The organism is Methylobacterium sp. CCH7-A2, from assembly GCF_001557075.1.
Lineage (GTDB): Bacteria > Pseudomonadota > Alphaproteobacteria > Rhizobiales > Beijerinckiaceae > Allobosea > Allobosea massiliensis.
In genome coordinates this window covers 18,367-32,597 of the sequence record NZ_LSKN01000160.1, presented here as the reverse complement: position 1 = coordinate 32,597, position 14,231 = coordinate 18,367, and the positions used below count along the sequence as shown (strand labels likewise).

The 14,231-nt window shown below is 69.2% G+C and carries 13 protein-coding genes; 6 read left to right on the top strand and 7 right to left on the bottom strand.

The genetic code is table 11. The features are described from left to right. Positions 1-107 precede the first annotated feature (107 nt). Complete coding sequence (locus tag AX750_RS12885) at positions 108-506, bottom strand: DUF2147 domain-containing protein (protein ID WP_066718496.1); 399 nt, start codon at positions 504-506, stop codon at positions 108-110. Between the two features lie 355 nt (positions 507-861). On the opposite strand from AX750_RS12885, the gene AX750_RS12880 reads away from it, so the two are divergent. Further along, positions 862-1,131: an SEL1-like repeat protein gene (locus AX750_RS12880; protein WP_066718481.1), complete on the top strand. Its 270-nt coding sequence runs from the start codon at positions 862-864 to the stop codon at positions 1,129-1,131. 96 nt (positions 1,132-1,227) lie between these two features. Next, positions 1,228-1,650 carry a nucleoside-diphosphate kinase gene (gene ndk / locus AX750_RS12875; protein ID WP_066718478.1) on the top strand — a complete coding sequence of 141 codons (423 nt, stop codon included), beginning with the start codon at positions 1,228-1,230 and terminating at the stop codon, positions 1,648-1,650. Positions 1,651-1,752: 102 nt separating this feature from the next. Here the strand turns inward: ndk and AX750_RS12870 are convergent, their stop codons facing one another. Further along, positions 1,753-2,574, bottom strand: coding sequence for a MipA/OmpV family protein (locus AX750_RS12870; protein WP_066718475.1), 822 nt, complete (start codon positions 2,572-2,574; stop codon positions 1,753-1,755). 184 nt (positions 2,575-2,758) lie between these two features. Between AX750_RS12870 and AX750_RS12865 the strand changes: the two genes are divergently transcribed. Then, positions 2,759-4,879, top strand: a complete 2,121-nt coding sequence (locus AX750_RS12865) for a molybdopterin oxidoreductase family protein (protein WP_066718472.1) — start codon at positions 2,759-2,761, stop codon at positions 4,877-4,879. An 86-nt stretch (positions 4,880-4,965) separates the two neighbouring features. Further along, complete coding sequence (locus AX750_RS12860; RefSeq protein ID WP_066718469.1) at positions 4,966-5,328, top strand: hypothetical protein; 363 nt, start codon at positions 4,966-4,968, stop codon at positions 5,326-5,328. Here AX750_RS12860 and AX750_RS12855 read toward each other — a convergent pair. Then, positions 5,312-6,034, bottom strand: a complete 723-nt coding sequence (locus tag AX750_RS12855; protein ID WP_066718466.1) for a glutathione S-transferase family protein — start codon at positions 6,032-6,034, stop codon at positions 5,312-5,314. The genes AX750_RS12860 and AX750_RS12855 overlap by 17 nt on opposite strands. 117 nt (positions 6,035-6,151) lie before the next feature. Here AX750_RS12855 and AX750_RS12850 point away from each other — a divergent pair, with 117 nt between their 5' ends. Further along, positions 6,152-6,967 carry a YafY family protein gene (locus AX750_RS12850; RefSeq protein WP_082735372.1) on the top strand — a complete coding sequence of 272 codons (816 nt, stop codon included), beginning with the start codon at positions 6,152-6,154 and terminating at the stop codon, positions 6,965-6,967. Here the strand turns inward: AX750_RS12850 and purN are convergent. From purN to AX750_RS12830, 4 genes are all read right to left on the bottom strand, one after another. Next, entirely contained in the window at positions 6,901-7,524 is a 624-nt protein-coding gene (purN, locus tag AX750_RS12845; protein WP_066718463.1) for a phosphoribosylglycinamide formyltransferase, read from the bottom strand. The two genes, AX750_RS12850 and purN, sit on opposite strands and share 67 nt — an antisense overlap. After that, a complete protein-coding gene (gene purM, locus AX750_RS12840) occupies positions 7,521-8,594 on the bottom strand; it encodes a phosphoribosylformylglycinamidine cyclo-ligase (protein ID WP_066718456.1) in 1,074 nt (357 codons plus the stop codon). Before purM ends, purN begins: the two co-directional genes overlap by 4 nt. 103 nt (positions 8,595-8,697) lie before the next feature. Continuing rightward, positions 8,698-10,005, bottom strand: coding sequence for a M23 family metallopeptidase (locus AX750_RS12835; protein ID WP_066718454.1), 1,308 nt, complete (start codon positions 10,003-10,005; stop codon positions 8,698-8,700). Positions 10,006-10,086: 81 nt separating this feature from the next. Continuing rightward, a complete protein-coding gene (locus AX750_RS12830; RefSeq protein ID WP_066718452.1) occupies positions 10,087-10,551 on the bottom strand; it encodes a peroxiredoxin in 465 nt (154 codons plus the stop codon). A gap of 207 nt (positions 10,552-10,758) precedes the next feature. Here AX750_RS12830 and AX750_RS12825 point away from each other — a divergent pair, with 207 nt between their 5' ends. After that, entirely contained in the window at positions 10,759-14,229 is a 3,471-nt protein-coding gene (locus tag AX750_RS12825) for a hypothetical protein (RefSeq protein WP_066718442.1), read from the top strand. Positions 14,230-14,231 lie beyond the last annotated feature (2 nt).

Here is a 14,231-nt window from a genome sequence, read left to right as displayed (position 1 = left end):
CCACCACACCCGGCCGCACGACGCCTCGCGACAGCCCCCTTGGTCGGGTGCAGCGCGGGTAGGATAGGCATGGAACCGCGCGGCGGGGATAAGTTTGCCGTCGCGCCTCAGTTGGCCCGGTTCCAGACCACCGAGCGGCAGATCAGCCCGCCCAGCACGCAGCCCGAGGTGGTGAGCTTGTCGCCGGCCAGCGTCATCGTGCCGGAATAGGTCTTGCCGTCCTCGGGATTGAAGGCGCTGCCGGTCCATTTGCCGTCGCCCGACGGCTTCATGTCGTAGAAGATGCGCTGGCCGACCTTGGCCGGGCCGTTCGGGTCCTTGAGCCAGGCCAGCGTGCCGCACATCGCCTCGCCGCATTTGGCGAAGCGCACCCGCGAGGCGCCGCTGTCGCGCAGCCAGGTGCCGGTGACGTCCTGCGCCTGGGCCGGTGCGCCCGAGGCGAGGCCGAGCGCGAGCAGGCCGAAACCGGCGAGGCCCGCGCGGGAAAGACGCGATCCGATGGTCATCAATACCTCCCTGTCAGACCACGCTATGCTGCATGGTTCAGATGTGAACCTTAAGCCGGAACCGGAGCGCTTCCAAGGCCCTGCCGCTGCGCCGCAGCCCTCGCTTCCGCAGCGCAGGGTGAATCCTCCGTTGACGGGCGGTTTCGCATTTGCCCGAAAGCCCATTGAAAAGACTGCGGTTTTCGGGATCGAAGGCTGAATCGAGCGTTGATTTAACCGCTCGCTCATTCCTCGTTGAGCTTCGATTCATCGCGAATTTTAGCGAGCCCTTTAAGCGCCGCCGCCAGTCTTCACCTCACGAGCCGGGGCCTTTGGACGGGTGGCCGGCGCCAACGAAAGACAAAGGGTGGTTGTCATGGCACGCATGGAAATGAGCGCGATCCCGGCCTCGCTGGTGGTCCCGAGCGAGGCTTCGGCCGAGGCCTATTACGAGCTGGGTCTGATGTATGCCTCGGGTCGCGGCATCCCGGTCGATCTGGTCACGGCGCAGAAATGGTTCAACGTCGCCCAGGCCCGCGGCTGCGGCCGGGCCGCCGCCCACCGCCAGGAGCTGGCGCTGGAGATGACGCGCGACGAGATCGCCAAGGCGCTGCGCGAGGCGAGGACCTTCCTGACCCGCCATTAAGCCGGTTCCGCCGGGATGGCCGACGAGCCTTGTGGGGCGGGGAGGGCGCAGCTATAAGCGCGCCGCATTCCCCAGAAAATCCCCGAGGATTCATCGATGGCTGTTCAGCGTACCTTCTCCATTCTCAAGCCCGACGCGACCCGTCGCAACCTCACCGGCGCGGTCAACGCGGTGATCGAGAAGGCCGGTCTGCGCATCGTGGCGCAGAAGCGCATCCACATGACCAAGGCCCAGGCCGAGACTTTCTATGCGGTCCATTCGGCGCGGCCCTTCTTCGGCGAGCTCGTCGAGTTCATGACCTCCGGCCCCGTGGTCGTGCAGGTCCTCGAGGGCGAGGACGCCATCACCAAATATCGTGAGGTGATGGGCGCCACCAACCCGGCCAATGCTGCCGAGGGCACCATCCGCAAGCTCTTCGCCGAGTCGGTCGGCGAGAACACCGTGCACGGCTCGGACGCCCCGGAGACGGCGGCGGTCGAGATCGCGCAGTTCTTCGCCGGCAACGAGATCGTCGGCTGATCCGACGGCCATCCCGGCTTTCAAACGAAAAGGGGGCGGGTCGCGATCGACCCGCCCCCTTTTTCATGTCGCCCCGGCGGTCCGCAGCGGCAGCCTGACGTGTCAGAAGCCCAGATCGAAGGCATAGCTCGCCGAGACGCCGATCGTGATCGAATCCCGCGAGCCGAAGGTCCGGACCACCGGCGACTTCGCGGCATCGCCGACGAGGTGCTTGTACTCGACATAGGCCGTCGTCTGGAACCGCTCGGACCAGTTGTAGGTCGCCTGCGCGATCGCGCCATAGGAGAGCACGCCGCTGTTGAAGCGCTGCAGCAGCCCGCCGGTGCCGGCGGCGCCTGGAATCGCGCCGAAATAGGTGCGCACGTAATCGGCGCTGGCGACCGTCATGCGTGGGCCGATGCCGAGCTTCCAGGTGTCGTTGATGCGGGCGAAGGCGTCGAGCTTCACCTCCGCGATCAGCCCGTCATGGGCGACGATGCCGCGGCGCAGGTCGACGCGCGCGCGCAGCCAGGAGGCCGGGTAGAACTCGGCGAAGGCGCCGGCCTCGGCGCCGAACTTCACATTGGGCACGGTGACCAGCGCGGGATTGACGCTCGACTTCCGCTCCCAGAGCAGATTGCCGGAGAAGCCGACGCGCCAGGCGGTGCCGGAGAAGAAGCCGATCGAGATCGCGTCGTCCTCGGCCGACCACCAGGTGCTCTTCAGCCCGCGGCCGAGCGAGATGATCGGCTTCGGCCGGAAGATATAGTCGTTCGAGCCGAGATAGTCTGGCTGGCGATGAAGGCCGGCGCCGAGCGTCAGCGTCCAGTTCTGGGCGGACTGAGGCGAGGTGAGGGTGCTGTATTCGGATGACTGGGCCGCCGCCCGCTCGGGCGAGGACAGGAGGCAGGCGACGAGACCCGCCAGTAACGCAACGCGACGCATGGCACTCAACTCCGGCGCAACGGCGCCACTCATGACCACAGACCCGCAGAATGAAGCATTAGGATTAACTCCGGGTTGACGATGCGCCGCATGCGGCGGGAAGCGGCGACCATGCCGCGGCGGCGCGGACCGGGCCAGCGCAGAGGCCGGTTTCCTTTTTTTCGCCATGCGTTACCAAGGCGCTATGACGGAATTGCCACGCATCGCGCACCACCCCTCGACCTGCCCGCATGACTGCCCCTCGGCCTGCTCGCTGGAGGTGGAGGTTATCGACGGGCGCAGCATCGGCCGCGTCCGCGGCAGCAAGCGCCAGAGCTACACCGATGGCGTGATCTGCGCGAAGGTCGCGCGCTACGCCGAGCGCATTCACCATCCCGATCGGCTGCTGCATCCGATGCGCCGCACCGGGCCCAAGGGTTCCGGGCAGTTCGCGCGCATCTCCTGGGACGAGGCGCTGGACGAGATCGCGCGGCGCTTCCTCGCGATCGAGGCGGAGCACGGGGCGGAGGCCGTCTGGCCCTATTACTATGCAGGCACGATGGGCCTGGTCATGCGCGACGGCATCAACCGCCTGCGCCATGCCAAGCGCTATTCGGGCCAGTATTCGACGATCTGCACCACCACGGCCTGGACGGGCTTCATCGCCGGCACGGGGCGCCTCGCCGGGCCGGACCCGCGCGAGATGGCGCAGTCCGACTGCATCGTGATCTGGGGCACCAATGCGGTTCACACCCAGGTCAACGTGATGCACCACGCGATCAAGGCCCGCAAAGCGCGCGGCGCCAAGATCGTCGGCATCGACATCTACCACAATGCGACGCTGGCCCAGGCCGATCTCGCCCTCGTGCTGCGGCCGGGCACCGACGCCGCGCTCGCCTGCGCCGTCATGCACATCCTCTTCCGCGACGGGCATGCCGACCGTGCCTATCTCGCGGCCCACACCGACGCCCCGGACGAACTCGAGGCGCATCTGCAGAGCCGGACGCCCGAATGGGCGGCGGCGATCACCGGGCTCGAGATCGCCCAGATCGAGGAATTCGCCGCGCTCGTCGGGACGCGCAAGAAGAGCTTCTTCCGGCTCGGCTATGGCTTCGCCCGGCAGCGCAACGGCGCCGTCTCGATGCACGCGGCGCTGTGCGTGCCAACCGTGACCGGCGCCTGGCAATACGAGGGCGGCGGCGCCTTCCACAGCAACAGCGGCATCTATCGCTGGCGCAAGAGCCTGATCGAGGGACTCGACGTTCGCGACCCGGGCGTGCGCGAACTCGACCAGTCGCAGATCGGGCGCATCCTGACCGGGGATGCGCAGGCTCTGCGGCAGGGCGGGCCGGTCAGGGCACTCCTCATCCAGAACACCAACCCGGTCTCGGTCGCGCCCGAGCAGGAATTGGTCAAGCAGGGCTTCGCCCGCGAGGACCTCTTCACCGTCGTCCATGAGCAGTTCATGACCGAGACGGCGCAGATGGCCGACATCGTGCTGCCGGCGACGCAGTTCCTCGAGCATGACGACATCTATCAGGGCGGCGGCCACCAGCACATCATGTGGGGCGGCAAGCTGGTCGAGCCGGCGGGTGAATGCCGCTCGAACCATGAGGTGATCTGCGCCCTGGCGAAGCGCCTCGGCGCGCAGCATCGCGGCTTCGACATGACCCCGCGCGAGATCGTCGACTGGACGATGCGCGAGAGCGGCCGCGGCACGCTCGACGAGCTCATCGCCAACGAATTCCTCGACGTGCAGCCGGATTTTCGCACGGCGCATTACCTCGACGGCTTCGGCTATCGCGACCGCAAGTTCCGCTTCAAGCCGGACTGGCCGAAGGTCCCCAACGCCAATGCCGGGCCGGTCGGCCCCTGGCAGGACATGCCGGTGCTGCCCGACCAGTGGGACGTGCTCGACAATGTCGATGCCGAGCATCCCTTCCGTCTCGCGACCAGCCCGGCCCGCAGCTTCCTGAACTCGACCTTCACCGAGACTCCGGGTTCGGTGAAGAAGGAGGGCGGCCCGACGCTGATGCTGCACCCCGAGGACGCCGCGAGGCTCGGCGTTGTCGCCGGCGACGAGGTCGTCGTCGGCAACCAGCGCGGCAGCGTCCATCTCAAGGCGGTGCTGTTCGAGGGTGTGGTGCGCGGCGTCGTCATCGCCGAATCGATCTGGCCCAACGCCGCCCACAAGCATGGGCGCGGCATCAACACGATCACCGGAGCGGACGGCCCGGCGCCTTTCGGAGGCGCGGCCTTCCACGACAACAAGGTCTGGATCAAAAAAGACGTTCCGGATCACAAGGGCGTGACCGCGCTCCCTTGATTTTTCGGCGGTGCTATGGACCATCCCTCGCGCAGGCAGGACGGCTCCGGAACTGATGCGCCTGCTCTCGAAGGACGAACGAAATCATGATGATGCGGCGGATGGGTGCGGTCTTGCTGGCCGGTGGAATCTCTGTGCTGGCGACGCTCGGCGCCCAGGCCGCGAGCGGGACGAGCGCCCTGCCGCCGCCGGACCCGACGGCCAAGAACCTGACCCCCTACATGATCCAGCTGCGCGCCTTCGATGCCTGCCTGGTGACGCAGTCGCGCCTGATGGGCACGACGCGCGAGGCCGTCCACACGCCCTGCAGCTGCTACGCCAAGGGCACCGTCGCCGCGATGACCAAGGACGAGATCCAGGCCTTCCGCGACACCGGCTACTTCAACGACTCGGCCCGCGAGAAGGGCCTGGGCTTCATCGACCGCTGCAAGCTCAAGCGGCCGATCTGAGCGGCTGCTCCTCCGCGAAGAAGCGCTCGCGCATCCGCCCGGCATAGGCCGTGAGCGCCGACCGTTGCTCGACCAGCCCGCGGAAGGGCGAATCGAACAGCGGCGTCAGCGCCGCGATCAGGAAGGCGCCGGGCGCGGCATCCCCGCCCACCGGCGCGTCTCCGCCGAAATAGCGGTGCTCGCCCAGAATTGCGACCATCGCGTCGAGCGCCCGCTCCGCGAGCTTGAGCCGCTCCGCGGGGCTGTGGCGGCCGATGCCATGGCCGTCGACATTGCGCCGGACCTTGCGGCGCACCAGCGCACAGACCAGCGGCCGCAGCGGCGCCGGCACCGGCTTGAAGAACTGCGCCGGACCGCGGGCGAAATTGCCGTCGTCGAGCCAGCGCTCGGCCACCATGATCCAGTGGATCTGGTCCTCCAGCATCTTCTCCAGGGCCCAGAGGGCGCCCCGCCGCTCGGCATCGAGCCCGGCGTCGAAATCGATGCCGTGCCGCTCCTCGAGATGGAAGCGGATGAAGCTCGAATCGCAGATGGTGACCCCATCCTCGACGATCAGCGGCAGCTTGCCCTTCGGCGCCCGCCTCAGGTCGCCGATCCGCGTCTCGTAGGGCAGGCCGGAGAGCTTCAGCAGGATCTCGGCCTTGATGCAGAACGGGCTCGGATCGGGCAGGCCGAAGGCCGGTCCGAAATGGTGCAGTGTGATCATGCTCTTCCCCCTTCGCGATGCCGCAGGACGATTTGACGCTACTGACATAGTCCTGACAGGATTTGTCAGCACAACAGGCTAGTCTCCGATCGTCCGAGGCCAGCGGGAAGAACCGGGATGCAGCGCGCCGAACGATTGCTCGACATGATCCAGAGCCTGCGCCGCCGCCGCCGGCCGGTGACGGCGGAAACGCTCGCCGCCGAACTCGATGTCTCCGTGCGCACGGTCTATCGCGACATCGCCGCGCTGGTGCGACAGGGCGTGCCGGTCCGCGGCGAGGCCGGCATCGGCTATGTGCTGGATGCCGGCTTCGACCTGCCGCCGCTGATGCTGTCTCCGGACGAGATCGAGGCCGTGCTGGTCGGGATGCGCTGGCTCGGCGAGCGGGCCGACCCCGTGCTCGCACGCGCGGCCGAGGATGTCGTCAGCAAGGTTGCGGCCGTGCTGCCGCCGCATCTGCGCCCGATCCTGCTCGACGGCGCGCTCTTCGCCCCGCTCTATGGCCGCGACGCGCCGACCGATCTCGTCGACATCGCCGCCGTGCGCGCCGCCATCCGCCAGGGCCGCAAGCTCGAGGTCCGCTACCGCGACGAGAGCGGTCAGGACACGCAGCGGATGATCTGGCCGATCGGCATGACCTTCTACGATCGCGTCCGCATCGTGATCGCCTGGTGCGAGCTGCGCCAGGACTTCCGCCATTTCCGCACCGACCGCATCACCGATCTCGTCGCGCGCGAGGAGCGCTATCCCGCGCGCCGGGCCGATCTTTTCCGGCGCTGGCAGAAAGAGGAGGAGGCGCGTTGCCGGGCGGATTCGGAGCGCCGGGCCCGGCAGGCGGAAGGGCAGCCGGCGGAGCCCGCGCCGGCTCAGCGCCTGACGAGTGCGCCGTCCACCAGCGCCACGGCGCCGGAGGCGACGGCCGCGAGCGCCTGAGGATAGAGCCCGTGTTCCTGGGTGAGGACGCGCGCGGCCAGCGTGTTCTCGTCGTCGCCCGGCAACACCGGCACCTTCGCCTGCGCAATCACCGGGCCGGCATCGAGTTCGGGCACGACGAAATGTACGCTGCAGCCATGCTCGCTGACGCCGGCCTCGAGCGCCTGGCGGTGCGTATGGGTGCCCTTGAAAAGCGGCAGCAGGGAAGGGTGGATGTTGATCATCCGCCCTTCCCAGCGCTTCACGAACCAGGCCGTCATGATCCGCATGAAACCGGCTAGCACCACCAGATCGATCTGGTGGGCGCGCAGCACCTCGTCCATCGCCCGCTCGAAGGCCTCGCGATCCTTGCCGAAGGTGCGATGATCGACCGTGGCGGTCGCAATGCCGAAACCGCTCGCCCGGTCCAGCCCCGGCGCGTCGGGCACGTTGGAGAGCACGAGCGCGATCTCGGCCGGGTAGCCGGGCTGGCGCGCCGTCTCGACCAGCGAGACCATGTTGGAGCCGCGCCCGGAGATCAGGATTCCGACGCGCGGGCGGTTGGCCGGGCTGCTCACAGCGCAAGCTTGCCGCGATAGGCGACGGGCTCCTCGCCCGCCGCGACGGGCACGACCTCGCCGAGCCGCACCGGAGCCTCGCCCGCCGCCGCCAGCGCCGCCAGGACCTCCTCGGCCTTGGCCGCCTCCGCGGCGACGACCATGCCGATGCCGCAGTTGAAGGTGCGCAGCATCTCGCGCTCGGCGACGCCGCCGACCTTGGCGAGCCAGCCGAAGACCGGCGGGACGGGAATCGCCGCAAGGTCGAGCGAAACGCCGAGGTTCTCCGGCAGCACGCGCGGAATGTTGTCCGGGAAGCCGCCGCCGGTGATATGGGCCAGCGCCTTGATGCCGCTGGTCGCCTTGATCGCCTGCAGCAGCGGCTTGACGTAGATCCGTGTCGGGATCAGCAGGGCCTCGGCGAGGCTGCTGCCGGGCGCGAAGGGCGAGGGCGCGTCCCAGGCAAGCCCCGACAACGCAACGATCCTGCGCACCAGCGAATAGCCGTTCGAGTGGACGCCGGAGGAGGGCAGGCCGAAGACGACGTCGCCCGGCTGCAGATCCGCCCGCGGCAGCAGCGCCCCGCGCTCGGCCGCACCGACGGCGAAGCCGGCGAGGTCGTAATCCTTCTCGGCATATAGGCCGGGCATTTCGGCCGTCTCGCCGCCGATCAGCGCGCAGCCCGCCTGGCGGCAGCCATCGGCGATGCCGCGCACGATCTCGATGCCGACTTTGGGGTCGAGCTTGCCGGTGGCGTAATAGTCGAGGAAGAGCAGCGGCTCGGCGCCCTGCACGATCAGGTCGTTGACGCACATCGCGACGAGATCGATCCCGATCGTCGAATGCAGCCCGCTCTCGATCGCGATCTTGACCTTGGTGCCGACGCCGTCATTGGCCGCCACGAGGATCGGATCGCTGAAGCCCGCGGCCTTCAGGTCGAACAGCCCGCCGAACCCGCCGATCTCGGCATCGGCGCCCGGCCGGCGCGTCGCCCGCACCAGGGGCTTGATGGCGTCGACCATGGCGTTGCCGGCGTCGATGTCGACACCGGCCTGCGCATAGGTCAGTCCGTTCGCGCCGGGCTTGCTCATGGGGGTATCGCCTCGCTTCCGTTGCCGGGGAGCGATAGGCAAGCGGGCGCCGCCTTGCAAGGCGTCGGGGTGCAAAAGCCGCGGAAAGCGCTCGGCGTGCAGCTCAGCGCAGATCCGCGAGCTTGCCGCCGGCGCGCAGGAAGCGCGTCGGATCGACCGGCTCGTCGTCGATGCGGGTCTCGTAATGCAGGTGCGGCCCGGTCGAGCGGCCGGTGCTGCCGACGCGGCCGATCACCGTGCCGGTCGCCACGCTCTGCCCCACCGAGGCGAGGATCGCCGACATGTGGGCGTAGCGCGTGGTGATGCCGTTGGCGTGCTCGATCTCGACCATGTTGCCATAGCCGCCGGAATATTCGGCGGCGATGACCTTGCCGGGTGCCGTGGCGCGGATGGGCGAGCCGGTCTCGGCCCGGAAGTCGACGCCCGTATGCATCGCCGGGCCGCGGGTGAAGGGATCGACGCGGTAGCCGAAATTGGAGCTGAAATCGGCTTCGCCGGCCATCGGCTTGGCGAGCGGGAGCTGCTCGGCGAGACCCCGTAGCCGCATCACCGCGGCGATGCGCGGCTGCAGCGCGCTCAGCGTCGCCTCGAAGGGGCCGGCATTCGGGTCGATCTTGAAGGGTACGAAGGGACCGCCGACGCCCTTGGCGGCGCCGCTCGGCGCGGCCATGCGGTCCGTATCGAGGCCCGTCTCGGCGAGCGCGCCGCGCAGGCGCTTGTGCGATTCCGTTAGCGTCGCATCCATGTCGCGGAGCGCGGCGAGCTGTGCGCCCGCCGTCTGAGACAGGGCCCGGTCGAGCCGGTCCAGCGCCGTCTCGACGCGCTTGGCTGGCGGCTCCGGCTCGGCCTGCCCCGAACGCCAGGGCGTCGTCTGCGGCTCGCCGGCGCCGCGCAGCGTCGGCGAATCGGGAGCCGGCGTCGGCTTGCCCGGCATGATCGGAGCGAAGCTGGTGACGCCCGAGGCGCGGATCGGCTCCTCCGGCTTGATCAGGCGGGGCCGCAGCGGCGCCTTGCCGGCATTGACGATGCCGCCGGCCTGGAGCGTATCGGCCAGCGCCGTCACCAGCGACTGACGCGATTCCAGCTCCGCCTGACGGGTCGCCAGTTCGTCGACGCGCGCCTCGACGCCGTCCTGGTCGAGCAAGGCGCGGCTGGCGAGCCGGTCGACATCGGCGCGCAGGGCCGCGATCCGGTCCTCATAGGCGTATTGGCGGGAGGTCTCGCGGGCAATCAGCCGCGCCGCGAGATCGTCCTTGCTGAGGATATACCAGGCGCCGGCGCCGCAGCCGGCGGTTGTCAGGCCGAGCCAGGCGAGGCCGATGATCGCCGTCGAGCGGCGGATCGTGTAGCTCTTCTGCGAGACCAGCCCCGAGATGGGGAGGGCGGGGCCAGTCGAGGCGGATGCTGTCATGAACGCGGGACCGGAAAGAGACGCTGCCGATCCCTGGATTAGACCCCGTTAAGGTTAATTGTTCGCAAAACGGGACGGCCGTTACAGCGCCTTGGCCGCGGCGAGGACCTCCTCGGCATGGCCGGGGACCTTCACCTTCCGCCAGATGCGGGCGATCTTGCCGTCCGCGCCGATCAGGAAGGTGGTGCGCTCCACGCCCATATAGGTCCGGCCATACATGCTCTTCTCGACCCAGATGCCATAGGCCTGCAGCGCCTGCTGGGTCTCGTCGGCGGCCAGCGCGAAATCGAGCCCGTGCTTGGCCTTGAACTTGTCGTGACTCTTCACCGGATCCGGCGAGATGCCGAGGATCTCGGTGCCGGCCGCGGCGAACTCCGCCTTGAGCCGGTTGAAGGCGATGGCCTCCTGCGTGCAGCCCGGCGTGTCGTCCTTGGGATAGGCGTAGAGCACCAGCTTGCGGCCCTGAAAATCACCCAGCGACACCGTGCCGCCCCCGTCCCGCGCCAGCGTGAAGGCCGGAGCCTCGTCACCATCCTGAAGAGCCATTGATCCGCCTTCCTTTCGTCGCCTTCGCGCTGCATGGCGCAACGCGGGTTCGCGCGCCATGATACGGTAGGGCAGCACCGCCGGGAACGGCGCGCCTTGCCGAATCGCCTGGCCCGGCTGCATCGACGAAGCCGTCATGGCCACGTCGGTCGCACTACGCCGCCGAAGCCGTGACGGATCATCCGCCCGAGAGGATCGAAGGTCGCCTTGCTGGACCAGGACGCGAACAAGCCGGACGCTGCCGCGCCCGTGACCGGGGCGCCGGGCACGCCCGATTGCGACGCGGCAGAGGTCAAGCGGCGGGCGAAGGCCGGTCTGGTGACCATCGCCGTGGCGATCGTCGTCGCCGTCGTGACCCTCGCCGGCGCCGCCGCGACGCTGCTCGTGACCGGGCTGGTGCCGCTCTCGGGGCTGGAGGGGCGGATCGCCCAGGCGATCGAGGATCGTCTCGGTGCCGACTGGACGGTCGAGGCTGCGGCGGCCGAGTTGGGCCGCATCGACGGCCACTCGCAGCTGCGCGTCCGCCAGGTCTCCTTCCGCCACAAGAGCGGCGCGACCATTCGCGCGCCCGAGGCCGTGCTCGGCTACGAGCCGCTGGCGCTGCTGCGTGGCGACATCCGGCTGACCTCGGTCGATCTGCGCGGCGTCAATGTCCGTCTCGGTGTCGACAGGAACGGGGCGCTGATCGTCAATGCCGATGCCGCCCCCGCCGAACCGACGCCGGCCGCGACCCTGCCCGACGCCGCGCAGTGGAACGCCTTCACCGGCATCATGGCGGCGGTGACGACGCTCGCCCAGGGAGAAGGGCTGCTCGGGGCGCTCGAGACCGCCGGCATCAACGGCGCGCGGCTCGCCCTCATCGACCCCGAAGGCCGCCAGCGCGCCGGCTTCGAGGATGTCGAGATCCGCCTGTCGCGGGCGGCCGAGCGCGTGACGCGCGTCACCGTGCGCGGCCGCACCGGCCAGCGCTGGAAGGAACTCGCCATCGATCTGTCGAACCAGCCCGACGGGACGCAGCGCGCCGACATCGATATCGTCCGCTTCGAGCCCGCCGAAGTCGTGGCGCTGGCGCTGGGCACGGGCGGGATGACGGTCGAGGGTCTGCCGCTGCGCGGCAAGGCCAGTCTGAGCCAGGCTCCGGACGGACGCCGCTCGGTGACGGCACGTCTGGACGTGTTGCCAGGCGTCATTCGGATTCCGGACGGCCCGATGCAGGCGATCGCCGTCGATGCAGCGCATCTCGAGATCAGCAGCAGCGGCGACCTCTCCACGATCGACGTCGGCTCGGTCGAACTCGCCGCAGGGCCGACCCGATTGAAGGGGACGGGGACCCTCCGGGCCGAGGACGGCGCCTGGCGGGTCGCTCTCGCCGGCGGCGGACAGCTCGCCGGAACGGACTCCGATCCTCCGGTCGTGATCGACAGCGCCCGGGCGGATCTGCGCATCGACCCGCGCCGCAACGAAGTCGTGATCGATTCGATGACCGTCCAGGGTCCGGCGATCAAGGCCGAGGGCAAGGGGCTGATCCAGCAGGTCGGACCCTCGCCGCTGCAGCGCTTCTCGATCCTGGCGACGGACTCCGACCCCCGCGCAGCGCTGGCACTGTGGCCGCGCTGGACCTCCCCCGAGGTCCACAGGACCCTGTCGCGCCAGTTCATCAGTGGGCGGCTGGCCTCGCTGCGGGTCGAGATGGACCTGCCGGCGGAGGATCACGCCCGGTTGATGCGCGGCGCCGGCATTCCGGACGACGCGCTGACCGTGCTCGTCGATGCCTCGCAGGTGCGCTTCGAGCCCGGCCCCGGCCTGCCGCCATTGATCGATGCGCGCGTCACCGGCAAGGCGACAGGGCGCGCCGTCAAGCTCGCCATCGCCGGCGCGACCGCCGATCTCGGCAATGGCCGCCAGCTGCAGCTCAGCGACGGTGCCTTCGAGATTCCCGAGACCTGGATGGAGCGGGCCCCGGCTCGCGCGAGCTTCCGCAGCACCGGCTCGATGGAGTCGCTGGCTGCGCTCTTCGCCTTTCCGGCGCTGAAGGATTTTGCACCCGGCGACATCGATCCCGCCAGCCTGCGCGGCAATAGCGATCTCCGCAGCGTGGTGTCGCTCGCCCTCGTCGATGATCCGCGGCCGGGCGAGGTGGTCGTCACCAGCAGCGGCACGCTCTCCGGCATCGCCTCCGACACGCTGCTCGCGCCCGAGAAGCTGGAGGGCGGCAATCTGGCGGTGACCTTCGACAAGGCCGGCCTGACGGTGAAGGGCGAGGCGAAGGTGAGCGGCGACCGGGCGCAGATCGAGATCCGGCAGGACCCGAAGGGCAAGGGCGAGGCGGCGTTGTTCATGACGCTCGATAACGCCGCCCGCCAGAAGCGCGGGCTGGGCCCCGAAGCCGGTATTAACGGCCCCGTACAGGTCAAGGTCACGAAGGCGCTGGGCAAGGGCGCGCCAGGGGCGCCGCGGGTCGAGAACGACTTGACCAAGGCCTCGCTCGACGGCGTCCTTCCCGGGCTCAGCAAGCCTGCGGGCCGGCCCGCCAAGCTGAGCTTTACCTATGTCGCGGATCCGGACGGTCCCGATCTCGACGATTTCGTCTTCGACTCCAACCCGGTGCAGATCCGGGGAAAGGTCGAACTCGGGCGCCAGAATGGTTTCGAGGCCGCGAGCCTCTCCCAGTTCAGGCTCTCGGCCGGCGACAACCTCAAGGTCGAGGCCCGTCGCGAGGGTGCGCTGACCAAACTCGTGATCCGCGGCGCCGTCGCTGACGTCCGCCCCTTCATCCGCGATCTCCAGACGGCGTCTGGGCCGGCCGCCCGCGGCGACAAGGGCAAGGGCGGCGATCTCGACCTCGATCTCGACGTGCCGATCCTGACCGGCTTCAACAACGAGGCGATCACCAACGCGACGCTGAAGCTGCAGAAGCGCTCCGGCGACCTGCGCACCGTCGCCTTCCAGGGGCGGATCGGCCGGGCCGAGGTCACCGCACGCCAGGTTTCGCGCGTCGGCGAGACGGCGGGCGGGCTGCTGGTGCAGTCGGAAAACGGCGGCGCCCTGCTGCGCTTCGTCGATCTCTATCGCCGCGCCTATGGCGGCGATTTCGTGCTCAATATCGGCCCCGGCGAGACCCGCCAGAGCGGCGAGCTCCTGTTCCGCAATTTCGTGGTGCGCGACGAGCCCGCGCTGCGCCGCGTCCTCGGCGGCCAGTCGGTTCAGGCGCTGGCGGGCGACCGGGCCGACAACGCCGCCCCGCCGCTGCCGATCAATGTCAGCGAAGTGGCGTTCACCAAGCTCAGGGCCGAGTTCACCCGCTCCGCCAGCCGGCTCGACGTCTCGGACATGGTGATCTGGGGCCAGCAGGTCGGCTTTACCCTGCAAGGCAACGTCGACTACGGCCGCGACCGCGTCGATATCGGCGGCACCTTCGTGCCGGGCTATGCCTTCAACAACGCCTTCGCGCAGGTGCCTGTGGTGGGGGCTCTGCTCGGCGGCGGCAGCCAGTATGGCGGGCTCTTCGCAGTCAATTTCCGCATCGCCGGGGCGGCCAGCGCCCCGACCATGACGATCAACCCGCTCTCGGCGATCGCGCCCGGTATCCTGCGCCGCTTCGTCGATCCGCTCGGCGGTACGCCGAACCAGCGGCCGATCCAGCCCAACCAGCCTGATCAGCCGCCGCCGACGCGCTGAGG

What these genes read in the sequence shown, in the direction of transcription:
- AX750_RS12885 (WP_066718496.1), bottom strand. Translation starts at nt 506, where the DNA reads ATGACCATCGGATCGCGTCTTTCCCGCGCGGGCCTCGCCGGTTTCGGC.
- AX750_RS12880 (WP_066718481.1), top strand. Translation starts at nt 862, where the DNA reads ATGGCACGCATGGAAATGAGCGCGATCCCGGCCTCGCTGGTGGTCCCG.
- ndk (WP_066718478.1), top strand. Translation starts at nt 1,228, where the DNA reads ATGGCTGTTCAGCGTACCTTCTCCATTCTCAAGCCCGACGCGACCCGT.
- AX750_RS12870 (WP_066718475.1), bottom strand. Translation starts at nt 2,574, where the DNA reads ATGCGTCGCGTTGCGTTACTGGCGGGTCTCGTCGCCTGCCTCCTGTCC.
- AX750_RS12865 (WP_066718472.1), top strand. Translation starts at nt 2,759, where the DNA reads ATGACGGAATTGCCACGCATCGCGCACCACCCCTCGACCTGCCCGCAT.
- AX750_RS12860 (WP_066718469.1), top strand. Translation starts at nt 4,966, where the DNA reads ATGATGATGCGGCGGATGGGTGCGGTCTTGCTGGCCGGTGGAATCTCT.
- AX750_RS12855 (WP_066718466.1), bottom strand. Translation starts at nt 6,034, where the DNA reads ATGATCACACTGCACCATTTCGGACCGGCCTTCGGCCTGCCCGATCCG.
- AX750_RS12850 (WP_082735372.1), top strand. Translation starts at nt 6,152, where the DNA reads ATGCAGCGCGCCGAACGATTGCTCGACATGATCCAGAGCCTGCGCCGC.
- purM (WP_066718456.1), bottom strand. Translation starts at nt 8,594, where the DNA reads ATGAGCAAGCCCGGCGCGAACGGACTGACCTATGCGCAGGCCGGTGTC.
- AX750_RS12835 (WP_066718454.1), bottom strand. Translation starts at nt 10,005, where the DNA reads ATGACAGCATCCGCCTCGACTGGCCCCGCCCTCCCCATCTCGGGGCTG.
- AX750_RS12830 (WP_066718452.1), bottom strand. Translation starts at nt 10,551, where the DNA reads ATGGCTCTTCAGGATGGTGACGAGGCTCCGGCCTTCACGCTGGCGCGG.